The following is a 25562-nucleotide window of genomic DNA, read 5'->3' as shown; positions in this document are numbered from 1 at the left end:
CGGGGACGTGCGGCCGTCAGCCGCCCGGGGTCTTCGCGGGGCCGGAGGAGGCTTCCGGCGGGGGCGTGCCGTGCTCGTGGAGTCCGGTGGTGATCCGGCTGCCGCCGGGGCCGATCCGGATCTCGAAGTCGCCGGCGTACTTCGCGTGCCCCTCGATGACCGCGGACTCCACGGCCTCCACGCCGAATTCGCGCCGCACGATCAGCGGGTCCTGGCGCAGGTCCCGCATCAGCGCCACGCACATGCCGATCATCACGAGGGTGAACGGCGCGGCGACCAGGATCGTCAGGTTCTGGAGCCCGGCGAGGGCGTCCCCCTTGCCGTTGCCGATGAGCAGCATGATCGCGGCCACCGCACCGGTGGTCACGCCCCAGAAGACGACGACCCACCTGGCCGGTTCGAGGATGCCCTTCTGGGAGAGGGTTCCCATGACGATGGAGGCGGCGTCCGCGCCCGAGACGAAGAAGATGCCGACCAGGAGCATCACCACCAGGCTCATCACCGTGGCGAGCGGGAACTGCTGGAGCACTCCGAAGAGCTGTGCCTCCGGTGTGGTGGCACCGCCGAGCTCGCCCGCCTCCTGGAGGTCGATCGCCGTGCCGCCGAAGATCGCGAACCAGACCAGGCTGACGGCGCTGGGCACCAGGATGACCCCGCCGATGAACTGCCGGATCGTCCGGCCCCGGCTGATGCGGGCGATGAACATGCCGACGAAGGGCGTCCAGGAGATCCACCAGGCCCAGTAGAAGACGGTCCAGCTGCCGAGCCAGTCGGCCACGTCGCCCGCGCCGGTGGCCTCGGTGCGTCCGGCGAGCTGGGCCAGGTTGCCGAAGTAGGCGGCGATCGAGGTGGGCAGCAGGTCGAGCACGATGATGGTGGGGCCCGCGACGAAGACGAAGACGGCCAGGAGCAGGGCCAGCACCATGTTGATGTTGGAGAGCCACTGGATGCCCTTCTCGACGCCGGAGACCGCCGAGGCGACGAAGGCGACGGTCAGGACCGCGATGATCAGGACCAGGAGTCCGGTGCCGGTCTCCTCCTTCCAGTTCAGCTCGTGGAAGCCGCTGCCGATCTGGAGGGCCCCGAGGCCCAGGGACGCGGCGGAGCCGAAGAGCGTCGCGAAGATGGCGAGGATGTCGATCAGCCGGCCGATCCCGCCGTGGGCGTGCCGGGCGCCGATGAGCGGCTCGAAGACGGCGCTGATCGTCTGCCGCCTGCGGCGCCGGAAGGTGCTGTACGCGATGGCCAGGCCGACGACGGCGTAGATCGCCCAGGGGTGGAGGGTCCAGTGGAAGAGGGTGGTGGCCATCGCCGTCTGCATCGCCTCGGCGGCGGAGGCGGGGTGGGTGCCGGGCGGCGGGGCGGTGAAGTGGGCGAGTGGCTCGCTGACCCCGTAGAACATCAGGCCGATGCCCATGCCCGCGCTGAACATCATGGCGACCCAGGACACGGTCCGGAACTCGGGCTCCTCCCCCTCCTGGCCGAGGGAGATGTTGCCGTAGCGGCTGACGGCGAGCCAGAGGGCGAAGACGACGAAGCCGGACGCGGCCAGCATGAAGGCCCAGCCGCCGTTGTGGATCAGGCCGTTGAGCATGGAGCTGGAGACTTCCTCCAGCGAGTCGGTGGCGGTGGCCCCCCACACCACGAAGGCGAGGGTGAGGACGGCGGTGACGCCGAACACCACCCGGTCCGTCCTGGGGTGCCGGTTCCGGGCCGGGTCGCCGAGGAGGTCCGCCGTCACCGGCAGATCCCCCCGGCCACCCGTTCTCTGTTCGTCCTGCGACACGAATGGCACCTTTCACGGAAGCTCTTTTTTCGCTCTCCGTAGGCAGTACCACACGCGGCGCTCATCTCATGGGATCAACAAGCGGTATCGGCTTGACCGTTTGTGAGGTGATATGTCGCTCTTCCGTCCAGGAGGAGGGGGATCAGCTTGCGGGCCGACTGCCGCATCGGTACGTACGCTCCGTCACCGTCGCGCCGGGAGGCGACGCCGTGCAGCGCGAGTTCGTCCCCGACCTCGTCGAACTGCTCCCGGGTGAGCCGGTATCCGCACGGCGGGTCCTGGAGGACGCGGTCCGGTTCGGGCGCCTGGTTGTCGGCGCCGCCGAGGTACACCGGTCCCCGGTCCCGGAAGCCCTCCGCGCGGGACGCGGCGGTGGCGGCCCCGATCCTGCCGCGGCGCTCGTCGACGAACTCGGACAGCCCGCCGAGCGCGGTGAGTTGGGAGTCGACGCGGCGTCGCCGGTTGAGCGCGGGGTCGTTCCTCTCGGCGTCGTCCATCGCGTCGACGCGGGATTCGACGAGGAGGCCGACGGCGTGCTTGATCCCGGAGGTGTTGCGCAGGATGCGTTCCTGTCCGTCGCCCGCGGTCTGCTTGATCGGGTCCCCGGTGACCGGGTCGGTCCAGATGCCGTAGACGCCGCTGCCGTATCCGGCCTCCGCCGCGGCGGGCCGCACGTAGCGGTCGGCCAGGGTCCGCGACTCGCCGTGCACCCCGGTGGAGGTGTTGAGGTTGCGGGGCCACAGGACGAACAGGTCCTTGTCGTAGTACGGCGGGGTGGCGCCGTACTCGTGCAGGTCGTGGATCACGTCCGGCTTCCGGTCCCGGACGACCGCCGCGACGGCGCGGGCCTCGGCGGTCCGCAGCGCGAGGTGGTCGCGGTTGATGTCGACCCCGTCGGAGTTGCCGCGGGTGTCGGCGGCACGCCCGTCCGGGTTGGCGGTGGGGACGACGAGGACGTTCGTACGGGAGAGGAAGGCGCGGGTCGCCGGGTCCCGGGCGTACGCCAGGTCGCGGACGGTCGTCAGGCACGCCTCGCGGCCGGCCGGTTCGTCGCCGTGCTGGCTGCAGATCAGCAGCACCGTGGCGGCGGCCCGCCGGTCGCCGATCCGGACCAGCTGGAGCGGGCGGCCCTGCTTCGTCGTGCCGATCCGGTCGACACGGACCCGGTCGCTGTCCCGGTCGACGGCGGCCAGGAAGGACTGCTCCTCCCGCAGGCCGGTCCAGCGGGTTCCGGCACCGGTCTCGAAGCCGGTGCGGGGCGGGACGGGCACCGCCTCGGCCGGGGCGGTGACCAGGGGCACGGCCAGTGCGGCGGCCGCGAGCGCCAGCAGCGCGTTGCGGCGGGCGGAGGGGGTACGGGCGTTCGTGGGCGGGTGTCCCGCGCGCGTCGGCATGGGCGGAAGGTACCCCGGGCGGCTCCCGGGCGACAGGGGGCGTCGCTCCGCGGGTCCGGGGGATGCCTCCATCGGCGGATCCCGCGTGATCATGATGAGAAAGCCCTTGCCGTCGTGTCGGCCGAATGGCGATCGTGTGACAGCGACCGTCGTGGACACGACCAGCACGGCAGCCGCTGCGTAGTGTCGGCCTGACGGTTCGAAAGATCATTCGCCCCGACGACTTGGAGCATTCGTGCACCGTAGATTCATCGTCCCGAGCGCCCTCGCGGTCTCCCTCCTGCTGGCGATCCCGGCCTCGGCCGCCGAGGGCACCGTGGGCGCCCCGGGCATCGGCGACCCCTACTATCCGGCGAGCGGCAACGGCGGCTACGACGTGTCGCACTACGACCTGCGACTGAAGTACCAGCCCGCGACCGACCTGCTGGAGGGCACGGCGACGATCCTCGCCACGACCACCCAGGAACTCTCCCGCTTCAACCTGGACCTCGGGCTGGACGTCTCCGAGGTGCGGGTGAACGGCAGGAAGGCCGGCCATGTGAGGAACGGCGAGCAGGAGCTGGAGATCACCCCGGCGACCCCGCTGGCGAAGGGCCGGGCCGTCTCGGTGGTCGTGCGGTACGCGGGCAGGCCCTCCGAGGTGAAGATCAACGGCTGGACGTCCTGGGTGCGCACCCCGGACGGCGCGGTGGCCGCCCAGGAGCCGGAGTCGGCCGCGTGGTGGTACCCGAGCAACGACCACCCGCTGGACAAGGCGACGTACGACATCTCGGTCTCCGTCCCCGACGGCGTCCAGGCCATCAGCAACGGCACGCTCCAGTCGCAGAGTTCCAAGCTCGGCTGGACCCGCTTCAACTGGCGCTCCGGCAAGCCGCAGGCCACGTACCTGACGACGCTGGCGGTCGGGAAGTTCGACATCACCACGGACACCACGGCGGACGGGCTGCCGGTCGTCAACGCGTACAGCAAGGACCTCGGCGCCAACGACGGGGCGGCCCGCGCCAGCATCGAGCGGACCGCCGAGGTCGCCGAGTGGCTGACGGAGGTCTTCGGGCCGTACCCCTTCGACGCGCTCGGCGGTTACGCGCCGAACGTGAAGAGCGGGTTCGCGCTGGAGACCCAGACCAGGCCGTTCTACAGCCCGAAGCAGTTCGCTAACGGGTCGAACGTCTCGGTCGTCGTCCATGAGCTGGCGCACCAGTGGTACGGCGACAGCGTCTCGGTCAAGGGCTGGAAGGACATCTGGATCAACGAGGGCTTCGCCCGCTACAGCCAGTGGCTGTGGTCGGAGAAGGAGGGCGAGGGCACCGCGCAGGAGCTCGCGGACTACACCTACGCCCAGCACCCGGCCGACGACCCGTTCTGGACCGTGAAGCCGGGCGACCCGGGCCCGGACAACCAGTTCGGCGCGGCCGTCTACGACCGGGGCGCGCTGGCGCTCCAGGCACTGCGCAACGAGGTCGGCGACGACACCTTCTTCGAACTGCTGAAGGGCTGGCCGGCCGAGCACGCGTACGGGAACGCGAGCGTGGACGACTTCGTGGCGTACGCGGAGCGGGTCTCGGGCAAGCCGCTCGCCGCCTTCTTCGACACCTGGCTGTTCCAGCCGACGCGCCCGCAGTCCCCGGCCGCGGCCGGCGCGCACGCGCTGAACGCCCCGGAGCGGCCCGCCTCGTGGAAGAAGATCGCGGCGACGAACACGATCCACGACCACCGCTGACCGCCGCGGGCCCGCTTCGGGCGCCGTCGTCCCGTGTCCCCGGACCGGGGCGACGGCGCCCGGTGGCGGGGCCGACGCGCCGGATAGGCTGGTGGGGCCGGTGCGGTCCAGCCGGCCGCGGCCGTTTCCGGCCCGATCCCGCGTGTACGAGGAGCGTCCCTTGCCCGGCCCGTCCCATGATTCCGCTCGCGATGCCCGCCCCACCCTGGAAGCCGTGGCGGCCCGCGCCGGGGTCTCCCGGGCGACGGTCTCCCGGGTGGTGAACGGCGGTGCGGGGGTGCGCAAACCGCTCGTGGAGCAGGTGCGCAAGGCGGTCGAGGAGCTGGGCTACGTACCCAACCACGCCGCCCGGACCCTGGTCACCCGGCGCAACGGGGCGGTCGCCGTGATCATCGACGAGCCGGAGTTCCGGATCTTCTCCGATCCGTTCTTCTACCGGCAGCTGCGCGGCATAAGCCGTGAACTGACCCTGCACGACTCCCAGTTGGTGCTGCTCCTGGTGGAGGGCAGCGGCGACTTCGACCGGGTCGCCCGCTATCTGGCGGGGGGCCATGTGGACGGTGTGCTGGCCTTCTCGCTGCACACGGACGACGAACTCCCGGCGATCATCCGCCGGTTCCGGGTGCCCACGGTCTACGGGGGCCGCCCCGGCTCGCCGGCCGCCTCCCGCGAAGCGGCCGTCCCGTACGTGGACTGCGACAACCGCGGCGGCGCGGCCGAGGCCGTACGCCACCTCGTCTCCCTGGGCCGGCGGCGGATCGCGCACATCGCCGGGCCGCGCGACCAGACCTCGGCCCTCGACCGGATCGACGGCTACCGCGACGCGCTGCCGGACGGGGCGCCGGAGCTGCTCGCGGACGGGGACTTCACCGTCGGGGGCGGCGCACGGGCGATGGCGGAGCTGCTGGACCGCCGGCCCGTCCCGGACGCGGTCTTCGCCGCCAACGACCTGATGGCCTCGGGTGCCCTGCGGGTGCTGCGCGAGCGCGGGCTCGAAGTGCCCGGGGACGTGGCCCTGGTCGGCTTCGACGACATGGCCTCGATCGCCACGACCACCGATCCTCCGTTGACGACGGTCCGTCAGGACGTGGAGGGGATGGGCCGGTTGATGGTGCGGATGCTGATGCGACGGCTCAACGGCGAGGTCGGGGAAGGGGAGCAGGAGCCGGTGATCACACCGACCGAGCTGGTGCGCCGGGACTCCGCCTGAGTGCGCCGCGCCGGGCGGCCTCGCGGTGCGCCGCCCGTGCCCGGCGGGCGTACGGCAGGTAGCGCAGCCGCTCGGGGAGCACCGGCACGACGTGCCGCGCCACCGCGCACCACCGTCGCAGTCTCCGCTCCTGTGCGTCCGTCCACTCCAGTCCGATCGCCTCCCTGGCGTCCGGCGGCATCAGTCCGATGGTGACGAAGCGGCGGAACCGGGCCAGCGGTGGCAGCAGCACCGGCCACAGCGCCCTCAGCAGCAGCCTGACCGGCAGCGGGCCGCGGTCCGGCGGCGGTACCGGCCGGTCGGTGGCGACCAGTTCCTCGACGACGGCGTTCGTCCCGATCTCGTCGGCGAGCATTTTGCGGTAGTACGGCCAGAACTCCTCGATCGTCTGCGGCATGTCCCGGTCGTGGATGCCCAGGACCCTGCCGACCTGGAGCCACTCCCGGTACAGGGCGCGTTCCTGCGCCTCGGTGAGCGGCCGGACGAGATAGCGCGCGGCGTGCTGGTAGACCGGGAAGCCGGTGGCGTGCACCCATGCGTAGTTGTGCGGCGACAGCGCGTGGTAGCGGCGGCCCCGGGTGTCGGTGCCCTGGATGGTGCGGTGCAGGGTGCGCAGTCTGCGCCCCTCCTCGGCCGCCGCCTCGCCCCCGTAGACCCAGAGCTGGAGCGAGCGCAGGGAGCGCTCGCCGCGTCCCCAGGGGTCGGTGCGGAAGACGGAGTGCTCGTCGACGCCCGCGCCGACCGCCGGGTGGGCGACCTGGAGGGTGAGGGCGGCGGGCAGCATCAGCAGGGCCCGGACGTCGCCGGACAGGCTCCACAGGACCCCGCCGGGCGGGGGCGGCTCGGGGTTCTCGCCCCGTACGCGCCTCTCGTCCCGCGCGTTTTGCTCGCCCTGTGCTGCTTCGCTGCTCATGCGGTGCTCCCGGGGCCGGTGGGGCGGGGTTCCTCGTCCCGTCCCCCTGTGATCCAGTATGCGATCGGTCCCGGACGGGCGTGCACGGGGCCCTCGTGTCCCGGGAGGAACGGACGGCGGGGCGCGCACCGGAGTCCGGTGCGCGCCCCTCGTTGCCGGTGCGGTGCGGGACTACTCGCAGGTGCCGGCGAACGTCGCGCGGGTCACCACGTCGGTGGCCGCGGCGGTGGTGTCCAGCCAGGCGATGCGCTGCCCGTCACCGAGCGACGGGGCCAGCTGGGCGCCGGAGGAGCAGGAGACCCGGGTGTAGTCGTCGAAGCCGGCGAGCACGTCGGCGACCTTGGAGACCTTCACCTTGCCGGGGCCGCTCCAGGAGCCGAGGGCGCCCCAGAGGTCGTACGTGGAGTAGGCGAAGTACTCGTCGTTGACCGAGAACTGGGCGCCGTACACGCTCGACGGGTAGCGCAGCTTGGCCGCCTTCGACAGGTCGTCGAGCGGGGCCGACATGAGCTTCGAGCTCGGGATCAGGAAGCCGCCCGTCTCGCGCCAGAAGACCCGGTCGGAGGTGAGCTGGATGTCCGAGACGTAGTCGAAGAGGAAGCCCGCGATCCGCTTGACCTGGGTGGTTCCTGTCGCGATGTCGTGGACATGGACGTACGTGCCGTCGCCGCCGGCCCAGGCGATCCTGCCGTTCTTCATCGCGAGGCGGGCGGCCTTGGTACCGGCCTCGGGGGTCACGTTGACGGTGGTGCCGTCGGCCTTGCGGAGCATGACGTCCTGCTCGCCGTCGGCGGTGGTGCTGATGTAGGCGAGCGCGCCGTTCCCGGTCACCGGCTCGGTCTCGTCCGCGTCGGGGCGGTCGACCAGCTTCTTGATCGCGCCCTGGCCCTTGGGACCGGTCCGGTAGATGCCGATGCCGTCGGCGGTGATCCGGGTGAAGACGATGCGGTCGTCGTCCAGGGACGGATCGAGCAGGTAGGCGTCCTTCTGGGCCAGCTCGTGCGTCGGCTCCTTGCCGAAGCGGCCCACGGTGATGCCGAAGGCCGCGCCGCCCTGGTCCCAGGCGATGGCGTCGCCGTGGCCGATCGCGTAGACGTCGCCGTTGATCTGCGCGGCCTGCTCGTCGACCCCGCTGTACACCTCGTACGCGGGCAGGACGTCGGCGCCGATGGTGGTGCCGTCGTGCGTGCCGCCCTTCTTCTCCCAGCCGGTCTCGATGCCGTGGTCGTCGAAGGCCTTGTCGATGGCGGCGAGGTCGGCGGCCGGGACGTTCAGGGACTTGGCGGCGAGGGTGACCGCGTTGCGCATGTCGGTGAAGCCGGACAGCGGGGTGAGGTAGTTCTGCGCGGACCGGTAGACGATCCGGTCGGCGAGCTTGCTGTCGAGGTTCTTGCGCATGTCCCACAGCGCGCCGCCGACGATGGTGGAGTTGTAGTGGACCCCGCCGTTGTCGATGTCGAGCGTGATGGGCTGGTAGTCCTTCTGCGCGTCGCGCCCGTCGTTCAGGTCGCGCAGGGCACACTCCGCCAGCGGCTTGGTGCCGTTGCAGAGGTACTCCCCGACGAGGCCGGACGTGGGGTCGCTCATCGAGACGCCCTTGTCGGCGGTCTCCATGGCGTTGCCGAAGTAGTCGGATATCGCCTCGTTGAGCGCGCCCGACTGGTTGAGGTAGACGAGCCCGGCGGAGTGCTCGGTGACGCCGTGCGTCATCTCGTGGCCGACGACGTCCAGGCCGACGGAGAGCGGCACGCCGTCCATGTGGCCGTAGACCATCTTGGAGCCGTCCCAGAAGGCGTTGGCGTAGTCCTTGCCGTTGGAGGCGACGTTGACGACGGAGTGGATCGTGCCGCCCTTGCCGTCGACGCCGTCCCGGCCGATCTGCTCCTTGTAGTACTCGTAGACCTTCGCCGCGTTCAGGTGGGCGTCGACCGCGCCCGAGGAGGTGTTGGCGCCGTCGAAGCGGTCGCTCGCCGAGGCGGTCAGCGGGATGTCGTCGGCGACCGGGCCGCCCGCGACGTCCGTGTACTGCTTGCGCTGCGCGTCGTACGTGCGGATCTGGCCGCCGGTGGCCGGGTACATGGCGCGCGTGGAGTCGACCAGCGTGTACGAGCCGTCCGCCTCCTTGTTGACGTCCAGCCCCGCCTCGGTGCCGTCGACCCGGACGCCCGTGCCCCGTGCGGGCGAGGCGTCGGCCGCGTCGACGTTGTTGTACGAGAGGGCGATGCCGCCGACGCGGGCGTCGACGTACACCTCCTGGCGCACCGGACCGCCGTCGGCCCTGCCGCCGGTGACGGTGAAGTGCCAGGCCAGCCTGCCGCCCTTGGCGTCGGGCAGCACGGACAGGCCGTGTGCCTCGGTCTTCGCGCCCCGTACGCCGGACAGGCCGCGGTCGAGTGCGAACATCCGCTGCCTCGCGATGGCCTCGCTCACCTTCGGCGTGGTGGAGACCGTGAGGGCCGTGTAGAGCGTGCCGGTCGCGGAGGTGATCCGCTGACCGCCGTCGGCCGCCTCGGTCTGCACCGCGTACTCGGCGCCGAAGACCGGGACGCCGTCGTGCTTCTGCCGGAAGCGCACCGAGGACTGCTTGCCGTCCTTGGTGGTCCGCACCGTGCTCAGGTCGGAGACGGGGACCTTGTACGTGTCCTTGTGCGCCTCGATGTGGGCGCGGGCGGCCTGGGCGGGGGTGCCCTCGCGGGCCGAGCCGTCCAGTCCCCGGGTCATCGCGGGGGCCACCGGCACCGCGCTCGCCGGGGCGGTGGTGGCGGGCGCGGGTTCGTCGTCCGCCCAGGCCGGAGCGGTCAGCAGTGCCGATCCCGTGGCGGCGGCGACCACACTCGTCGCCAGCATCCGCCGGATACTCGTTCTCCTCACAGAGCCCTCCCCATCACACAGCTGTCCGCGGAACGCGAGCGTCCCTTTCGGTTGACGGGGTCGATGTTTCGGTACGCGGGGTTCCGCCAACAAGAGATGGCGCTGGCGCGAACGTGCCGTGGCGTAAATACGCCTCAGGGGCGCCGCGGTGGAACCGAGTTGCCGTTCTCCCCGTCCAGCCATCCCGCGCGGGCCGCGTACCAGCCGAGCTGGAAGCGGGTCGCGGCGCCCACCTCGTCCATCAGGGCGTGCAGCCGCCGCTGCACGGTGCGGTGGCCCATGCCCAGCTGACGGGCGATGGCGGCGTCCGTCAGGCCGACGTGCAGCAGGGCGACGATCTCCCGGTCGACCGCCGCGACCGGGGAATCGTCCCGCTCCACGACGCCCGAGGCGTTCAGCCGCCACCCCCTCTCGAAGTGCAGGTCGAAGAGCGAACCGAGGGCGGTGAGCAGCCCGGTCCGGTGCACCACGAGCGCCACCGGTTCGGTCTCGCGCTCCGGGTCCAGGGGCAGCAGCGCGATGCGGCGGTCCACGATGACGAGCTTGATGGGCAGCCGGTCCGTGACGGAGACGTGCTGGCCCTGGGCGACGCAGGAGGCCAGCACGGCCGCGGTCTCCGGCCGCTCCAGCCATTCGCGTTCGACGACGCTGCGCACGGCCACGCCGCGGCGGGTCATCTCGGAGTCCACCTCCGCGTGGTTGTCCGCGAAGGAGAGCACCGGGGGCACGCGTCTGGTCGGGACCATGGTGCACACCTCGCCCCTGGCCTGCCGCTGCATCGTCAGCAGGCGGCGCCGGATCGCCGCCGGGCCGGACAGCACCTCCACCGGGGCGCCCGAGGCGTGGCTCTGCGCGGAGCGGTGCCGTTCGGTGAGGTCGCCGACGAGCGACTCGACCCGGTGCAGCGCGGCCCGCCGGGACTCCAGGAGGGGGCCGAGCGCGAGGACGGGCGAGGCGGCCCGGTAGCGGACGACGCCGTCGCCGTCCGGCCGTGCGGCGCTGGCGAGTCCGCGCTCGACGAGCGAGTCGAGGGCGCGCGCGACCGCGGGGCCGCCCAACGGGCCCGCGAACGCGCCCGGTTCGCTGTCGGGACGGTCCACGAGCAGGCGGTAGACCGCGTCCTCCTCCGCGTCGAGGCCGAGCAGGGTCAGCAACGACGCGTCGATCGGGTCCGGCGGCCGGTGGTCGGGGTGCAGTGCTCAGGCTCCGTTCCGCCGGGTCCGGAACGCGCCGCGCGAATTGCGCGGGGCGCCGCTCGCGCCATCGGCGCCGACGGCCCCCGAACTCCCCGCGCACCGGCCGCGCCACGACGGCCTCTCGTACACCGTCCTGCCCTCCGGCACCCGGCCCACCCCTTTTCCGTCCGCCCGTCCACCGACGGCGGTCAGATTATCCGGCGGGTGCCGTCGGCCGTGACCAGCAAAAGCCCCCCGCACCCCCTCCGTTAGCATGTTCGAACTCACGACGATCGCCCCCATCCCCCACCCTTCGCCGGAAAACCATGCCATTCATCGTGAAAAATGACCGAGTCCGCCCATATCTAACAAATCGGCCAAACAATTGATACCTATAGCATCGCGGGTGTTTTCGCGAATAAACCGCACAATTCCGTTCGCCGAGTTGCGTCGACCACGGGTGATGCTGTGGGCCGCGGCGGGTGTGATCGCCCTCGGATTCCTGATCGCGCTGGAGATGGCCGCGCGTCAGTACGACTTGCCGGGACCGATCGTCAACCAGGCGCGGGAGGTGATATTCGCCCCCAAATCCGGCTTCCTGCTGTACGCCAGCATGGCGTTGATGCTGGTGGTGCTCCCCTGGCGGCAGCGGTTCATCGCCCTCGGCACCGCGCTCGGCATCGACCTCGTCATCTTCCTGGTGCGGTGGTCGTCCGACGCCCTGGTGCCCCGTGAAGAGGGCCACCCCTTCGGCAGCGGCGCGCTGTGGGTGCTCCTGGGCTGTGCGGTCATCGCCGTCACCCGCCGCACGGGCAATGAACGCACCCTGCTGCTGAAGGGCGTGGGGCTGGGGCTGCTGCTGGTGACCGGCCGCAAGACCGGTGACACCTGGCTGCTCATCACGTCGAAGACCCGCCCGATGGTGCTCGACCAGTACGTGGCGACCGCCGATCACGCGCTGGGCAACCCGTCGTGGGTGGTGGGTCGGATCGTCGAGGCCACCGCCCCGATCAGCACCCACGTCCTCGACTACGTCTACGTCCAGCTCGCGGTGGCCGCGGTCATCGCCTCGCTGTACCAGCTGCGCAACGTGGCTGTCGAGCGCCGCTTCCCGAACCACCACCTGGTGCGCACCTTCCTGGTGATCGGGCTCCTCGGACCGGGCATCTACATGATCTTCCCGGTGGTCGGGCCGATCTTCGCCTACGGCGTCGACGGCGGGCAGTGGGCGACGGCCGACCTGTGGCCGGACACGCTGCCGGCGCTCAGCACCCCGCAGCACATGCCGTTCAACAACTTCACCCCTCGCAACTGCATGCCCAGCCTGCACACGGCGTGGGCCACCGCGATCTTCATCCACACCCGCAGGGGCCCGCGGGTCCTGCGCATCGCGGGCACGTTCTGGCTGATCGCCACGCTCGGCGCGACGCTGGGATTCGGTTACCACTACGGCGCGGACCTCGTCGCCGGCGTGGTGTTCACCCTCACCATCGAGGCGGCGCTGCGCTCGCACGCGCGCGGCTGGGACCGGTCGGGAACCCGGCTGGTCGCCTACGGCGCGGCGGTCTTCACCGCGATGCTGGTGTCGTACCGCTACCTGTCGGTGGAAATGGCCGGGACTCCGTGGCTGTTCGGGCCGCTCCTCGTCCTGGCGATGTGCTCGGTGATCTACGGCTACGTACGGACCACCAGGCAGTGGGACCCGAAGCCCGTACCGGTGCGGCAGCCGGAACCGCAGCCCGAACCGGTCTGAGCCGAGGGCCCGCCGGGACATCCGTGATCACTGCCGTCGGGGCCGGTCGCACACCGCGACCGACCCCGACGCCGTGTACACGCCCCGGTCCGGTGCTCAGCCGAAGTCGTACACCGTGACCGGTATGTCCCGGCTCAGCAGCCGGTCCGCTATCAGCGGCTCCACCCGGGACCACTTCCCGCCGGCCAGGCCGCACCCGATCCGCGGCATGTGGACCGAGGCGCCCAGCTCCACCGCCCGGTCGGCCACCGCGCCCAGCCCCGTGTCGATCGCCTCGTAGCGGACCGGAACCCCCTTGCTGCCGGTGCGCATCCCGCGCTGGCCCACCATGTTGGCCACCCACACGTACGGGTCCACCTGGACGAACTGCACCGCGCCGAGGCCGAAGTCGTTGCCCGCGCGCTCCCGGTGCCAGCGGCGGTACGCCGCCTCCGGTTCGGGCCAGCGGCGCGAGAGGGCCAGGACGAAGCCCTTCCCCCAGCCCCCCAGGTCGTTGCAGACGTGCACGATGACCTTGACGCCCTTGCCCTGTGGAGCGGTGGCGTCCCCCTGTACGTATGTGATCTCCCGCATGGCTTCAGGGTAGGTGTCCCCACTGACAACCGGGATCATGGTCGTGGCCACCGCACCCGCCGTCGCACCCACCGGCGTGGCCGGCACCGTGGACGAAGCACTTTCACAACAGTGGTGAGACAGCAATACTGTTGCACCTGTATGGACGCAGACGCGGCAGTCCGCCGCCGGGTCGGGACGCGAGGAGCAGACATGGCGACCGGGACCGAGGAGCCGACGCTCACCGTCGACGAGCTTGCGGCACGTGCCGGTGTCACCGTACGCACCGTGCGCTTCTACAGCACCCGGGGGCTGCTGCCGCCCCCGGTGATCGGGCCGCGGCGGGTCGGGCACTACGGGCACGAACACCTGTCCCGGCTCGCGCTCATCGAGGAGCTCCAGCACCAGGGCATGACGCTGGCGGCGATCGAGCGCTACCTGGAGCAGCTGCCGCCGGACCTGAGCGCGCACGACCTGGCGATCCACCGCGCGCTGGTCGCGTCCTGGGCGCCGGACACGGCGGAGGACGTGACCCGGACGGAACTGGAGCGGCGCGCGGGCCGGACGCTGAGCGGGCAGGACATCGCGCGGCTGGCCGCGATGGGGGTGCTGGGGCGGGCGGAGCCGGTCGACGGCAGCTACCGGGTGGACCCTGGGCTGCTGCGGCTCGGGGTCGAGCTGCTCGGCGTGCCGATCGCCCACGAGACGATCCTGGCCGCCCGCACGGTCCTGCTGGAGCACTCCCGGGCCGCCGCCCAGGAGCTGACCCGGCTGTTCCGGGACGAGGTGTGGGGGCCGTACCGGGAACGGGAGTCGGACCCGGAGCACGTGGCGGCGATGAAGTCGCTGTCGGCCCATATGCAGCCGATGGTGATCCAGGCGCTGGTGACCGCGTTCCAGCGGTCGTTGAAGGAGGAGTTGCGGGCCGCGTTCACCGCGGAGTGAGCGGCGGCGGCCGGCGCCCCGCACGGGGTGCCGGCCGCCGCGGACCTGGCGGTCAGTCGTGGAAGGTCTCGCCCTTCTCGGCCTTCTCCACGAGCAGCGCGGGCGGCAGGAAGCGGTCTCCGTAGCGCTCCGCGAGCTGCCGGGCGCGGGCCACGAAGCCGGGCAGGCCGCCCTCGTACCCGTTGATGTACTGGAGCACGCCGCCCGTCCACGGCGGGAAGCCGATGCCCATGATGGAGCCGATGTTGGCGTCCGCGACGGAGGTCAGGACGTTCTCCTCCAGGCAGCGGACGCTGTCCAGCGCCTCGGAGAACAGCATCCGTTCCTTCATGTCCTCGAAGGGGACGTCCGTGTCCGGCTTCGCGAAGTGCTCGCGCAGGCCGGGCCAGAGGCGGGTGCGGCCGCCGTTCTCGTCGTACTCGTAGAAGCCCGCGCCGCCGCTGCGTCCGGTCCGGCCGAACTCGTCGACCATCCGGTCGATGACCTCGTCCGCCGGGTGTCCGGGCCAGGTGCCGCCGGCCTCCTCGACGGCCTTGCGGGTCTCGTTGCGGATCTTGCGGGGCAGGGTGAGGGTCAGCTCGTCCATCAGGGAGAGCACCTTGGCCGGGTAGCCGGACTGCGCCGCGGCCTGCTCGACCGACGCGGGCTCCACGCCCTCGCCGACCATGGCGACGCCCTCGTTGATGAACTGGCCGATGACGCGGGAGGTGAAGAAGCCGCGCGAGTCGTTGACGACGATCGGGGTCTTCTTGATCCGGCGGACCAGGTCGAAGGCGCGGGCCAGGGCCTCGTCGCCGGTCTTCTCGCCCTTGATGATCTCGACGAGCGGCATCTTGTCGACCGGCGAGAAGAAGTGCAGCCCGATGAAGTCGGCGGGGCGCTCGACGCCCTCGGCGAGGACGGTGATGGGCAGGGTCGAGGTGTTGGAGCAGAGCAGCGCGTCCGGCTCGATGACGTCCTGGATCTCCTGGAACACCTTGTGCTTGAGCGCGGTGTCCTCGAAGACGGCCTCGATGACGGCGTCGCAGCCCGCCAGGGCGGCCGGGTCCGCGGTCGGGGTGATGCGGGCCAGCAGCTCGTCGCGCTTCGCCTCGGTCGTACGGCCCCGGGAGAGCGCCTTGGCGAGCAGCTTCTCGCTGTACGCCTTGCCCTTGGCCGCGGCCTCCTCGGAGACGTCCTTGAGAACGACCTCGATGCCGGCCCGTGCGCAGGAGTAGGCGATGCCCGCGCCCATCATCCCGGCGCCGAGCACGGCGACCTTGGTGACCCGGCGCTCCTCGATGCCCTTGGGGCGGCTGGCGCCGGAGTTGACGGCCTGGAGGTCGAAGAAGAACGCCTGGATCATGTTCTTCGCGACCTGACCGGTGACCAGCTCGGTGAAGTAGCGGGCCTCGATGGTCAGCGCGGTCTCGAAGTCGACCTGGGAGCCCTCGACGGCGGCGGCCAGGATGTTGCGGGGCGCGGGCATCGGGGCGCCCGCGATCTGCTTCTTCAGGTTGGACGGGAAGGCCGGCAGGTTCGCGGCGAACTTCGGGTTGGACGGGGTGCCGCCGGGGATCCGGTAGCCCTTGACGTCCCAGGGCTGCCGGGACTCGGGGTTGGCGTCGATGAAGGCGCGGGCCTTCTCGAGCATCTCCTCGCGGGTGTCGGCGACCTCGTGGACCAGGCCGTTCTCCAGGGCGCGCCGCGGGGTGTACTGGGTGCCCTGGAGGAGGACCTTCAGCAGCGCGTCGGCGATGCCCATGAGGCGGACGGTGCGGGTGACGCCGCCGCCCGCGGGCAGCAGGCCGAGCGTGACCTCGGGCAGGCCGATCCGGGAGCCGGGGGCGTCGAGGGCGATCCGGTGGTGGGCGGCGAGCGCGATCTCGTAACCGCCGCCGAGCGCCGCGCCGTTGATGGCGGCGACGACGGGCTTGCCGAGGGTCTCGATGCGGCGCAGCGAGTTCTTGATGGCGGTGCCGGTGTCGAACGCGAGCTGCGCGTTCTCCGGACCGATCCTGATCATGTCCTTGAGGTCGCCGCCCGCGAAGAAGGTCTTCTTGGCGGAGGTGTAGATGATGCCGCGGATGGAGTCCTTCTCGGCCTCGGCGCGGTCGGCGACGGCCGCGATGGAGTCCTTGAAGGCCTGGTTCATCGTGTTGGCGGACTGGTCGGGGTCGTCGAGTACGAGGGTGACGACGCCGGTCTCGTCCTGTTCCCAGCGGATGGTCGTGCTCTCGGTCATTGTTCTTCTTCTCCGTAGGCGGGGGACGGTCAGACGCGCTCGATGACGGTGGCGATGCCCATGCCGCCGCCCACGCAGAGGGTGGCGAGGCCGTACCGCTGGTCGCGGCGCTCCAGTTCGTCGATGAGGGTGCCGATGATCATCGCGCCGGTGGCGCCGAGCGGGTGGCCGAGCGCGATGGCGCCGCCGTTGACGTTGATCTTGTCGAGGGAGAGCCCCATGTCCCTGGCGAAGCGCAGGACGACGCCGGCGAACGCCTCGTTGATCTCGACGAGGTCGATGTCGTCGATGGTCAGCCCGGCCTTGGCGAGGGCCTTGCGGGTGGCGGGCGCGGGGCCGGTGAGCATGATGGTGGGCTCGGATCCGGAGACGGCCGCGGAGACGATCCGGGCGCGCGGGGTGAGCCCGTGGCGCTCGCCGATCTCCTTCGAGCCGATGGCGACGAGGGCGGCGCCGTCGACGATGCCGGAGGAGTTGCCCGCGTGGTGGACGTGGTCGATCTTCTCGACCCAGTGGTACTTCTGCAGCGCCACCGCGTCGAAGCCGCCCATCTCGCCGATCGTGGCGAAGGACGGCTTGAGCGCGGCGAGCGAGTCGGCGGTGGTGCCGGGGCGCATGTGCTCGTCGTGGTCGAGGACGACGAGGCCGTTGCGGTCCTTGACGGGGACCACGGAGCGGGCGAAGCGGCCCTCCTTCCACGCCTCGGCGGCGCGCTCCTGGGAGAGCGCGGCGAACTCGTCGACGTCGCGGCGGGAGAAGCCCTCGATGGTGGCGATGAGGTCGGCGCCGACGCCCTGCGGGGCGAAGCCGGTCTCGAAGTTGGTCATCGGGTCCATCGCCCAGGCGCCGCCGTCGGAGCCCATCGGGACGCGGGACATCGACTCGACACCGCCCGCGAGGACGAGGTCCTCCCACCCCGAACGGACCTTGGCCGCGGCCAGGTTGACGGCCTCCAGACCGGAGGCACAGAAGCGGTTCTCCTGGACGCCGGCGACGGTGTCGGGGAGACCGGCCGCGATGGCGGCGATCCGGGCGATGTCGGAGCCCTGGTCGCCGAGCGGGCTGACCACGCCGAGGACGATGTCGTCGATGGCCGCCGGGTCCAGCCCCGGGAAGCGGCTGCGGATCTCGTGGATGAGGCCGACGACGAGGTCGATCGGCTTGGTGCCGTGCAGGGCGCCGTTGGCCTTGCCGCGACCGCGCGGGGTGCGGATCGCGTCGTAGACGTACGCTTCGGTGCTCAAGTCAGCAGCCTTTCGGGGGTGTTGTGCGAAGGGGGTGGGTCAGGCGAGCAGCGAACGGCCGATGATCTCCTTCATGATCTCGGTCGTGCCGCCGTAGATGGTCTGGATGCGGCCGTCGGTGAAGGCCCTGGCGATCGGGTACTCCGCCATGTACCCGTATCCGCCGTGCAGTTGGAGGCATCGGTCGGCGACGCGCTTCTGCAGTTCGGTGGCCCACCACTTGGCCATCGAGGCGTGCACGGCGTCGAGGGTGCCGTCGGAGTGGTCGACGATGCAGCGGTCCAGGAAGGTTCGGGTGACGGCGCACTCGGTGGCCATCTCGGCGATCTCGAACCGGACGTGCTGGAGCTTGGCGAGCGGCCGGCCGAACGCCTCGCGCTCCTTGACGTACCGCGTGGTGATCTCCAGCAGGTGTTCGGCCGCGGCGATACCGGCGACCGCTATGCCCATCCGTTCCTGCGCCAGGTTGGTCATGAGGTGGATGAAGGCGCCGTCCCGTTCGCCGAGCAGGTTCTCCTTGGGGACGCGGACGTCGTTGAAGAACAGCTCGGCGGTGTCCTGGGACTTCTGGCCGATCTTGTCGAGGTTGCGGCCGCGCTCGAAGCCCTCCGCGCCGCGTTCGACGACGATCAGCGACAGTCCCTTGGCGCCGCCCTCGGGGGTGGTCCTGGCGACCACGATCACCAGGTCGGCGAGGATGCCGTTGGAGATGAAGGTCTTGGAGCCGTTGAGCAGCCAGTGGTCGCCCTTGTCCTCGGCGGTGGTGCGGATGCCCTGGAGGTCGGAGCCCGCGCCGGGTTCGGTCATGGCGATGGCGGTGATGGTCTCGCCGCTGCAGAACCCGGGCAGCCAGCGCCGCTTCTGCTCGTCGGTGCCCAGCCCGGTGAGGTAGGGGCCGATGATGTCGTTGTGCAGGCCGAGCGCGAGGCCGGGGGTGCCGGCCCGGGTGAACTCCTCGGCGAGGACGGCACTGTAGCGGAAGTCGGTGTTGCCGCCGCCCCCGTGCTCCTCGGGCACCGCGAGGCCGAGCAGCCCCTGCCGCCCGGCCGCGAGCCATGCCCCGCGCGAGACGATGCCGTCCTTCTCCCACTGCTCGTAGTGCGGGAGGACCTCCTTGTCGAGAAAGGTGCGCACGGTCTCGCGGAACGCTTCGTGCTCCTCGGTGAAGATCTGCCGCTGCACTGGGGTCCTCCTGGGCCGGTTCTTGAAGGGGTGGGTGGGCCGGGCCGGTCGGGCCCGGTGGGGGTCACGGCCCCGCGATACCGGGCACGCCCCAGTCGGCGGCGACGGCCTCGGTGTCCGCGCCTGGGCGCGCGGGCCCGCTGCGTACGGAGACGGGGGTGGCGGAGAAGCGCGGCGCGGGGGCGGGCTGGGTGAGGCCGCCGTGCTCGACGAAGGTGGAGCGGGCGGCGAGGTGCGGGTGGCGGGGCGCCTCGCGGAGCGAGAGCACGGGGGCGACGCAGGCGTCCGTTCCCTCGAACACCTCGGTCCACTGCTCGCGGGTCCGGGTCCGGAACCGGTCGGCGACGGCCGTGCGCAGTTCCTCCCAGCGGGCGATGTCCCCGCGGTCCGGGAGTTCGTCCCCGATCCCGAGGAGTTCGACGAACTCGTCGTAGAACCGCTGCTCCAGCGGGCCGACCGCCATGTACTGGCCGTCGGCGGTCTCGTACGAGCCGTAGAACGGGCAGCCGCCGTCCAGCAGGTTGGAGCCGCGCCGGTCCTGCCAGCCGCCGGCCGCCAGCATGCCGTGGATCATCGTCGCGAGGTGGGCGGCGCCGTCGACGATCGCCGCGTCCACGACCTGGCCCCGGCCGCCGGGGGTGCGGGCGTGCTGGAGGGCGGCGAGGACGCCGACGACGAGGTAGAGCGAACCGCCCGCGTAGTCGCCGACGAGGTTGGCCGGGAGGGTGGGCGGCTCGTCGGGCCTGCCGATCATGGAGAGCGTGCCGGAGAGGGCGATGTAGGAGACGTCGTGCCCGGCCCGTTCGGCGAGGGGACCGTCCTGGCCCCAGCCGGTCATCCGCCCGTACACGAGCCGCGGGTTGCGGGCCAGCGCGGCCTCGGGGCCGACGCCGAGGCGTTCGGCGACGCCCGGCCGGTACCCCTCGATCAGGATGTCGGCGCGTTCGGCCAGGTCGAGCACCCGGTCGGCACCGCCCTCGGCCTTGAGGTCGACGAGCACGGAGCGCTTGTTGCGGTTGGTGAGGTCGTACGCGGGGTCGATGCCGAGCCCCGCTCCCCCGGGCCGGTCGACCCGGACGACGTCGGCGCCGAGGTCGGCCAGGAGCATCGCGGCGAACGGGCCGGGGCCGATGCCGGCCAGCTCGACCACCCGCACCCCTGCCAACGGACCGTGCGAGCCGTGCCCTGTCGTTGCCATCAAGCCCCCAGCGGTATGACACAACTGATGTAACATCGATGATGCTAAGAACGCACCGCGCTCCGCACAACCCCTTGGGCCGAGCAAGCGCTTAGTACTTCCCTCCGGGATCCTCCCCCACGATCCCCGCCCGGCCGTTCACCGCCACGACCCCCGCGCCGTTCGCCGCGTCCGGGGCTCTCCCCGTACGCATGCCGGTGTCCGGCCACCCCCGACGGGGCGGCCGGACACCGTTCGCGGTTCGTGCGGCGGGGTCAGCGGGACCAGCCGCAGTGCACGTGGCGGCCGTGTCCGGCGTCGCCCGGCCCGAGGACCTCCGGCGCGCCGAGCTTCTTGCAGGCCGCCATGAACTGCTTGTGCGGGGCGCCGCTGCCGACGTGCCGGCCGTTGATGTGCGTGATGTCGAAGGCGATTCCGGCGTAGTGCCTGGAGTTGCCGCTGTGGTCGCCGCCGACGATCTCGGAGACGGAGATCCGGTAGCCGTACTGGGTGCGCAGCTTCAGCAGGCCGTTCAGCATCCGCGGGTCGAGGGCGACCCGCCGGTTGGGCTTGTCGCCCCACGGGCTGGTGAGCGCCCCCTTGCCGTTCGCCGTGTCGAGGATGTTCTGCCGGGCTGTCGAGCCGGCGTGCTTGCCGCCCGGGTGGACGGTGGCCAGGACGATCTGCTTCTGGGCCAGGATCTGCTCGGCCAGTGCCGCCCTGTCACCGCCGGACGGGGTGCCGTTCAGCAGCGCCGCCCAGGTCTTCGCGCCGACGACGCCGTCGGCGGTGAGACCGGCCGACTTCTGGAACGCCCTGACCTTCGCCGCCACCTCGGCGGTGAACGCCCCGTCGACGGCCACCGCCTGGCCGCGCGCCTTCAGCAGGGTCTGCGCGGCCTTCACGGCCGGTCCCTTCGCGCCGTCGCGCAGGGTGGCGACCAGCCGGGACCAGGTACCGGCCCCCACGATGCCGTCCACGGCGAGGCGGTTCGCCTTCTGGAACGCCTTCACCGCGGCCGTCGTGGCCGGGCCGAAGGAGCCGTCGACCGTCAGCGACTGTCCCCGTGAGTTCAGCAGGTGCTGGAGGGCGGTGACGGAGGTGCCCCTGCCGCCCGCCCGCAGAATCGGCCAGTCGGCCGCCGCGGGGGCGGTCCGGAGTCCGGCGGCGGTCCGGGCCGCCGGGGCCTCGCCCGCGGTCGCGAGGGAGGCCGCGGGGCCAGTCAGCGCGGCGACGGCGACGATTCCGGCGACGAGCCGGGCGGCGGTACGACGGGGAAGGGCGAGGACGGAGAACGTGGACATGGTGGACATGGATGACTCCTCGGTGCGAGTGGTGACGGTGTTCCGGTCGGCGGTGCGGGTGAGTCGATGGGTGGTGCGGGCGGTCCGCCCGGCGCCGTGGACGAGCCGGTCGGTGGTGCGGGCGGTCCGGGCGACGGCTCGGGAGGCCCGGGCGGTCCTGGGCCCGGCGTGCGTGGTGCCGTGGGTCGGCCTCATGGGCGGGAGAGCAGGGCCGCCCAGGTCTTCGCGCCGACGACGCCGTCGGCGGGGAGGCCGGCCGCCTTCTGGAAGGCCCGGACGTCCTCGGCGGTCCCGGTGCCGTAGACCCCGTCCGTGGCGCCCCGGTGTCCGTGGGCCGCCAGTCGGCGCTGGGCCGCCTCGACGGCCTTGCCCCGGTCGCCGGAGGAGAGCTCCGGTGCGAGCGCCCGCCAGGTGCGTTCGCCGATCACGCCGTCGGCCTTCAGACCCGCGTCCTGCTGGAACCTCTTGACCGCGGCGACCGTCGCGGGGCCGAAGTCGCCGTCCGCCGCGACTCGGTGTCCCCTGGCGGCCAGCAGCAGTTGTGCGGTGGTCACCTCGCCCCCGCGCTGTCCGGAGCGCAGGACCGGGAAGTCGTGGGCCGGCCGCGGGGTGCCGCCCTTCGCCATCGCCCGCAGTTCCGCCGGGCTGCCGCGGAAGACATTGCGGTCGACCGGCCCGTCGATGCCCGGCACGGCCCCGTCCTGGGTGTACTGCCAGAAGGTCCAGGACCGCCCGGCGCCGGGCACCTGGTGCGGTTCGTCCGATCCGCTGCCGTACCGGGCGAGCCACAGCGGGTACCCGGCGAACACCTCGCCCCTGCCGCCCATGCACTCCTTCACGAAGGACGCCCGGGTGTAGACGATCGGGGTGACCCCGAACTCCTTCTTCACCTCGTTCAGGAAGGCCCGCACCTGCGGGGCGCGCAACGCCTTCGGGCAGACCTCCCCGCCGCCCCTGGCGGGCAGCTTCTCCACGTCGAGCACCGGCGGCAGTTCGCCCTCCCGGCCGCCCCGGTAGCCGGCGGCGCGGACCGTCGAGACGAAGTGCCGGGCCTGGGCCACGCCGTCGGTCGTGCTCCGGGGGTGGAAGAAGTGGTACGGGGCGCGCAGCAGCGAGGTCCTGGAGGCGGCGGCGTGGTCCCGGGCGAACCAGCCGTCCTTGCCGGAGACCCCTTGGGTGGCCTTGAGGAAGGCGAAACCGTTCGAGGCGGCCACCCGGTTCCAGTCGATCGGTGTGTCCCCCGCCCCCTTCCTCTCGTGGTTGTAGTGGCTGGTGTCCACGCCGGTGACCCCGTACGACGAGGGCGGCGCGGCCTCGACCGCGGGAGCGATCACGCCCAGCGCGACCAGGGCGGCTCCCACGACCGTGCCGGTCAGGGCGACACGCACTCGTACGGGTGATGTCGGATGCATACGCAGATCTCCTTGTTCCTCGGGCGAAAGGGCCCCGGCGTCCCCGTCCGCCGCGAATGCGCAGGCAGGAGCACCCCCTCGAAGGGGTGGGAACGGGGTGGGGTTCGCGGGGCTCTCGGGCCGGCCGCTCCTCAACTGTGCAGCACGCGACGGCGCTTTCACTACGATCTGCGTCCCGCGGGTCGATGCGCCTATGCACGCTCCCGATGCACGGCGTTGACCTGCGGCTATGCACACGGAAAGTCGGGAAGGCACGATGACGGACAACACTGTGGCGGGCCACGGGCCGCATCCGGGGCGAGCTCTCGCGGAGTTACTGAGGAACTGGTGGGAGTCGTCGGCGCGCGACGGCCGCGAGAAACCCACCCAGCAGTCCCTCGCCAAGCGGCTGGGGATCGACCAGACCACCCTGTCGCGCTATCTGAACCCGTCCCACTCCTCCAACGCGCCGCGCAGGGTCGTCGAGCAGCTGCACACGGTGCTGCGGGCCCCGGCCGACGACCTGGTCCGGGCGTGCGCCCTGGCGGAGGCGGCGGCCGGGGCCGCGCCGGGCCGCAGGCGCACCGCGGTCGCGCAACCGCCCGGCCGGTCGGCGGGGAGCGGTGCGGCGAGGACCGCCGGGTCCGCGGCGGCCGGTGCGAAGGAGGCCGCGACGTCCGCCGGTTCCGGCGCGGGAGGTACCACCGGGCCCGTGACGGCCGGGACGGGAACGGCCGTGGCCGAGGTGCCCGCCCCCGTCGGGTCGGCCGGCGACCCCGGTCCCGGGGCCCGGCGGTGGGACCGATTCCCCGTCGCGTTCCCGACCCTGGCCGTCTCGGCGCTGCTCCTGCTGGTGTTCGGCGGTCTGGCGTGGTGGGCGGTGCCGGCCCCGGGCCGGGACGACGCCAGGACGACGGCGGAGGTGACGGACCGTCCGTCACAGGGCACGGCCTGGCCCCTGGCCCGCAAGGGCAACGTGCTCTGGAAGGCCCGTACGGTGCAGTTGCTGCTGCGGGCGCACGGTCACGACGTGAAGGTGGACGCCGACTACGGTCCCGCCACCGCGGAGGCCGTGAAGAAGTTCCAGTCCGCGCACGGACTGACCCCGGACGGCAAGGTCGGGAAGGACACCTGGCCGTTGCTGATCGTGGCGATCGACTCGGGCACGAAGGAACCGGAGGCCGTCACGGCGGTGCAGTACCTGCTGCACCACGCCGGGGTGCCGACCGACAGCACCGGTGCCTACACCCCGTCGACCATGCGCTCGTTGAAGGAGTTCCAGTCGTCCCGGAACCTGCCGGTGACGGGCGTCGGGGACGAGGACACCTGGCGCGCGCTGCTCAACGCCCAGGGACCGGACCAGCACAAGTGACCGGGCGGGAGGGCGCAGCGGTCGCCCCCGGGGGTCAGAGCATCCAGGACACCAGCGTGCAGACCATCGAGACGGCCCAGACCACTCCCGCGACGATGCCGAGCGTCATCCCCACCGCGACCCGGCGCTGAGCGAGGTAGACGGTCCCGGGGCCCATGGGTGTTCGATGTTCGTTCATGCGTACCAGTCTGCCGGTCGGGACCGACAAACATCATCCGTACCCGTACTCAGCCGGTACGGGTACTCAGCCCGTCGCTTCCCGCAGGGCCTTCCGGCACAGGGCGTCGGCCCTGCGGGTGGTTTCCGGCTGACGGAAGTCCCGGGCCAGCCGCAGGGTGTGGGCGCACGCGTTGTCGATGCCGGTGCGGTGTCCGACGGAGACGAAGACGGGTTTGACGCCGTCCTGGGTGCGCAGGGCCCGGCCCACCTCCTCCTCGCCGTCGAGCAACGGCGACCAGTCGCCGCGGCGGGGCCCCGGCTGCTCGTACGAGAAGGTGAACGGGTTCTTGGCGACACCGATGGCCGGGAGTCCGGTGAGCACCCCGAGGTGGCTGGCGAGGCCGAAGCGGCGCGGGTGCGCCAGGCCGTATCCGTCGCAGATCACGAGCCCGGGGTCGACCGGCAGGGATTCGAGCGCCGCGAGCACGGTCGGTATCTCCCGGAAGGCGAGGAGCCCGGGGACGTACGGGAAGGTGATCCGGCCGGCTGCGGTGGTCTCGGCGAGCACCTCGGACGTCGCCCCGTCGAGGACGACCGCCGCCGCGACGACGACGTCGCGTTCGTCGTCGTAGGCCACGTCGACACCGGTGACCCGGCCCGTGCCGGGCGGCGGTCCGGGTTCGTCGAGCACCATCCGGGCGCGCAGGGTCTCCTGGATGGCTCGCGCCTCGGCCTCGTCGGCGGGCATCGGGAAAGTCGTCATGATGCGGTCGAGTCTAGGAGCCGGCCGCGGGGGCCGGACGACGCGCCCCCGTTCCGCAGGGACCGTCCCGTAGCCTGGCGATCATGTTTGTACTCGAACTGACCTACACCGCCCCCGTCGAACGCGTCGACGCGCTGCTCCAGGACCATGTGGCCTGGCTGGACGCGCACTACGCGGCGGGGGTGTTCATCGCGTCGGGCCGCAAGAACCCCCGCGACGGCGGGGTGATCCTGGCCGTCGGGGACGACCGCGCCCGGATCGAGGAGATCACCTCGGCGGACCCGTTCGTGGTCGAGGGCGTGTGCGCGTACCGCGTCACCGAGTTCATCGCGACGAAGACCTCGGACGAACTCGCCCCGTACCGCCAGCAGTTGCCCGGCTGAGCACTGCGGCCCGGCGGGCGGCACCGAGCGGCCGCCCGCCTTCA

General features: G+C 71.9%; 20 protein-coding genes. 6 read left to right on the top strand and 14 right to left on the bottom strand.

The features are described 5' to 3' along the window. Positions 1 to 16: 16 nt before the first annotated feature. Both ABZZ04_RS14115 and ABZZ04_RS14110 read right to left on the bottom strand, forming a co-directional pair. The gene (locus tag ABZZ04_RS14115; RefSeq protein ID WP_356932458.1) at positions 17 to 1786 is read right to left on the bottom strand and encodes a BCCT family transporter; all 1770 of its coding nucleotides are present in this window, start codon (positions 1784 to 1786) and stop codon (positions 17 to 19) included. 74 nt (positions 1787 to 1860) lie between these two features. Continuing rightward, complete coding sequence (locus ABZZ04_RS14110) at positions 1861 to 3180, bottom strand: M14 family metallocarboxypeptidase (protein WP_356932457.1); 1320 nt, start codon at positions 3178 to 3180, stop codon at positions 1861 to 1863. A 235-nt stretch (positions 3181 to 3415) separates the two neighbouring features. Between ABZZ04_RS14110 and ABZZ04_RS14105 the strand changes: the two genes are divergently transcribed. Together ABZZ04_RS14105 and ABZZ04_RS14100 are read left to right on the top strand one after the other, a co-directional pair. After that, positions 3416 to 4900 carry a M1 family metallopeptidase gene (locus ABZZ04_RS14105; protein WP_356932456.1) on the top strand — a complete coding sequence of 495 codons (1485 nt, stop codon included), beginning with the start codon at positions 3416 to 3418 and terminating at the stop codon, positions 4898 to 4900. 160 nt (positions 4901 to 5060) lie between these two features. Beyond that, a complete protein-coding gene (locus ABZZ04_RS14100) occupies positions 5061 to 6110 on the top strand; it encodes a LacI family DNA-binding transcriptional regulator (protein ID WP_356932455.1) in 1050 nt (349 codons plus the stop codon). On the opposite strand, the gene ABZZ04_RS14095 is transcribed toward ABZZ04_RS14100, so the two are convergent. From ABZZ04_RS14095 to ABZZ04_RS14085, 3 genes are all read right to left on the bottom strand, one after another. Further along, positions 6073 to 7023 (bottom strand): oxygenase MpaB family protein, encoded by a 951-nt coding sequence (locus ABZZ04_RS14095; RefSeq protein ID WP_356932454.1) that lies wholly within the window; start codon positions 7021 to 7023, stop codon positions 6073 to 6075. The two genes, ABZZ04_RS14100 and ABZZ04_RS14095, sit on opposite strands and share 38 nt — an antisense overlap. Positions 7024 to 7194: 171 nt before the next feature. Further along, on the bottom strand, positions 7195 to 9870 hold the full coding sequence (locus ABZZ04_RS14090) for a M4 family metallopeptidase (protein WP_356932453.1): 2676 nt from the start codon (positions 9868 to 9870) through the stop codon (positions 7195 to 7197). Positions 9871 to 10028: 158 nt separating this feature from the next. Further along, positions 10029 to 11048: a helix-turn-helix transcriptional regulator gene (locus ABZZ04_RS14085; RefSeq protein ID WP_356932452.1), complete on the bottom strand. Its 1020-nt coding sequence runs from the start codon at positions 11046 to 11048 to the stop codon at positions 10029 to 10031. Between the two features lie 484 nt (positions 11049 to 11532). Between ABZZ04_RS14085 and ABZZ04_RS14080 the strand changes: the two genes are divergently transcribed. Beyond that, positions 11533 to 12822 carry a phosphatase PAP2 family protein gene (locus ABZZ04_RS14080; RefSeq protein WP_356932556.1) on the top strand — a complete coding sequence of 430 codons (1290 nt, stop codon included), beginning with the start codon at positions 11533 to 11535 and terminating at the stop codon, positions 12820 to 12822. A gap of 96 nt (positions 12823 to 12918) precedes the next feature. On the opposite strand, the gene ABZZ04_RS14075 is transcribed toward ABZZ04_RS14080, so the two are convergent. Next, positions 12919 to 13395 carry a macro domain-containing protein gene (locus ABZZ04_RS14075; protein WP_356932451.1) on the bottom strand — a complete coding sequence of 159 codons (477 nt, stop codon included), beginning with the start codon at positions 13393 to 13395 and terminating at the stop codon, positions 12919 to 12921. Between the two features lie 192 nt (positions 13396 to 13587). Between ABZZ04_RS14075 and ABZZ04_RS14070 the strand changes: the two genes are divergently transcribed. Continuing rightward, complete coding sequence (locus ABZZ04_RS14070; protein ID WP_356932450.1) at positions 13588 to 14319, top strand: MerR family transcriptional regulator; 732 nt, start codon at positions 13588 to 13590, stop codon at positions 14317 to 14319. Between the two features lie 52 nt (positions 14320 to 14371). Here ABZZ04_RS14070 and ABZZ04_RS14065 read toward each other — a convergent pair whose 3' ends face one another. The 6 genes from ABZZ04_RS14065 to ABZZ04_RS14040 all read right to left on the bottom strand — a co-directional run bounded on the left by ABZZ04_RS14065 (position 14372) and on the right by ABZZ04_RS14040 (position 22862). After that, positions 14372 to 16543 (bottom strand): 3-hydroxyacyl-CoA dehydrogenase NAD-binding domain-containing protein, encoded by a 2172-nt coding sequence (locus ABZZ04_RS14065; protein ID WP_356932449.1) that lies wholly within the window; start codon positions 16541 to 16543, stop codon positions 14372 to 14374. 29 nt (positions 16544 to 16572) lie between these two features. Next, positions 16573 to 17787, bottom strand: a complete 1215-nt coding sequence (locus tag ABZZ04_RS14060) for an acetyl-CoA C-acetyltransferase (RefSeq protein WP_356932448.1) — start codon at positions 17785 to 17787, stop codon at positions 16573 to 16575. A 39-nt stretch (positions 17788 to 17826) separates the two neighbouring features. Further along, the gene (locus ABZZ04_RS14055; protein ID WP_356932447.1) at positions 17827 to 18969 is read right to left on the bottom strand and encodes an acyl-CoA dehydrogenase family protein; all 1143 of its coding nucleotides are present in this window, start codon (positions 18967 to 18969) and stop codon (positions 17827 to 17829) included. A 64-nt stretch (positions 18970 to 19033) separates the two neighbouring features. Next, the gene (locus tag ABZZ04_RS14050; RefSeq protein ID WP_356932555.1) at positions 19034 to 20167 is read right to left on the bottom strand and encodes a CaiB/BaiF CoA-transferase family protein; all 1134 of its coding nucleotides are present in this window, start codon (positions 20165 to 20167) and stop codon (positions 19034 to 19036) included. Positions 20168 to 20421: 254 nt separating this feature from the next. Next, positions 20422 to 21645, bottom strand: coding sequence for a peptidoglycan-binding protein (locus ABZZ04_RS14045; RefSeq protein WP_356932446.1), 1224 nt, complete (start codon positions 21643 to 21645; stop codon positions 20422 to 20424). Further along, positions 21642 to 22862, bottom strand: a complete 1221-nt coding sequence (locus tag ABZZ04_RS14040; RefSeq protein WP_356932445.1) for a peptidoglycan-binding protein — start codon at positions 22860 to 22862, stop codon at positions 21642 to 21644. Before ABZZ04_RS14040 ends, ABZZ04_RS14045 begins: the two co-directional genes overlap by 4 nt. A gap of 256 nt (positions 22863 to 23118) precedes the next feature. Here ABZZ04_RS14040 and ABZZ04_RS14035 point away from each other — a divergent pair, with 256 nt between their 5' ends. Continuing rightward, positions 23119 to 24213 carry a peptidoglycan-binding protein gene (locus ABZZ04_RS14035; RefSeq protein WP_356932444.1) on the top strand — a complete coding sequence of 365 codons (1095 nt, stop codon included), beginning with the start codon at positions 23119 to 23121 and terminating at the stop codon, positions 24211 to 24213. 34 nt (positions 24214 to 24247) lie between these two features. On the opposite strand, the gene ABZZ04_RS14030 is transcribed toward ABZZ04_RS14035, so the two are convergent. After that, positions 24248 to 24391: a hypothetical protein gene (locus ABZZ04_RS14030; RefSeq protein ID WP_187438959.1), complete on the bottom strand. Its 144-nt coding sequence runs from the start codon at positions 24389 to 24391 to the stop codon at positions 24248 to 24250. Positions 24392 to 24457: 66 nt separating this feature from the next. Continuing rightward, positions 24458 to 25135 carry an endonuclease V gene (locus ABZZ04_RS14025; protein WP_356932443.1) on the bottom strand — a complete coding sequence of 226 codons (678 nt, stop codon included), beginning with the start codon at positions 25133 to 25135 and terminating at the stop codon, positions 24458 to 24460. Positions 25136 to 25218: 83 nt separating this feature from the next. Between ABZZ04_RS14025 and ABZZ04_RS14020 the strand changes: the two genes are divergently transcribed. After that, a complete protein-coding gene (locus tag ABZZ04_RS14020; protein ID WP_356932442.1) occupies positions 25219 to 25518 on the top strand; it encodes a YciI family protein in 300 nt (99 codons plus the stop codon). Positions 25519 to 25562 lie beyond the last annotated feature (44 nt).

Source organism: Streptomyces sp. NPDC006435 (assembly GCF_040612315.1).
Lineage (GTDB): Bacteria > Actinomycetota > Actinomycetes > Streptomycetales > Streptomycetaceae > Streptomyces.
Note: the sequence above shows the minus strand (reverse complement) of the source record. Positions and strands in the feature narration are given on the sequence as shown.

What these genes read in the sequence shown, in the direction of transcription:
- ABZZ04_RS14020 (WP_356932442.1), top strand. Translation starts at nt 25,219, where the DNA reads ATGTTTGTACTCGAACTGACCTACACCGCCCCCGTCGAACGCGTCGAC.
- ABZZ04_RS14050 (WP_356932555.1), bottom strand. Translation starts at nt 20,167, where the DNA reads ATGGCAACGACAGGGCACGGCTCGCACGGTCCGTTGGCAGGGGTGCGG.
- ABZZ04_RS14030 (WP_187438959.1), bottom strand. Translation starts at nt 24,391, where the DNA reads ATGAACGAACATCGAACACCCATGGGCCCCGGGACCGTCTACCTCGCT.
- ABZZ04_RS14080 (WP_356932556.1), top strand. Translation starts at nt 11,533, where the DNA reads ATGCTGTGGGCCGCGGCGGGTGTGATCGCCCTCGGATTCCTGATCGCG.
- ABZZ04_RS14075 (WP_356932451.1), bottom strand. Translation starts at nt 13,395, where the DNA reads ATGCGGGAGATCACATACGTACAGGGGGACGCCACCGCTCCACAGGGC.
- ABZZ04_RS14110 (WP_356932457.1), bottom strand. Translation starts at nt 3,180, where the DNA reads ATGCCGACGCGCGCGGGACACCCGCCCACGAACGCCCGTACCCCCTCC.
- ABZZ04_RS14095 (WP_356932454.1), bottom strand. Translation starts at nt 7,023, where the DNA reads ATGAGCAGCGAAGCAGCACAGGGCGAGCAAAACGCGCGGGACGAGAGG.
- ABZZ04_RS14040 (WP_356932445.1), bottom strand. Translation starts at nt 22,862, where the DNA reads ATGCATCCGACATCACCCGTACGAGTGCGTGTCGCCCTGACCGGCACG.
- ABZZ04_RS14065 (WP_356932449.1), bottom strand. Translation starts at nt 16,543, where the DNA reads ATGACCGAGAGCACGACCATCCGCTGGGAACAGGACGAGACCGGCGTC.
- ABZZ04_RS14090 (WP_356932453.1), bottom strand. Translation starts at nt 9,870, where the DNA reads ATGCTGGCGACGAGTGTGGTCGCCGCCGCCACGGGATCGGCACTGCTG.
- ABZZ04_RS14045 (WP_356932446.1), bottom strand. Translation starts at nt 21,645, where the DNA reads ATGAGGCCGACCCACGGCACCACGCACGCCGGGCCCAGGACCGCCCGG.
- ABZZ04_RS14035 (WP_356932444.1), top strand. Translation starts at nt 23,119, where the DNA reads ATGACGGACAACACTGTGGCGGGCCACGGGCCGCATCCGGGGCGAGCT.
- ABZZ04_RS14025 (WP_356932443.1), bottom strand. Translation starts at nt 25,135, where the DNA reads ATGACGACTTTCCCGATGCCCGCCGACGAGGCCGAGGCGCGAGCCATC.
- ABZZ04_RS14070 (WP_356932450.1), top strand. Translation starts at nt 13,588, where the DNA reads ATGGCGACCGGGACCGAGGAGCCGACGCTCACCGTCGACGAGCTTGCG.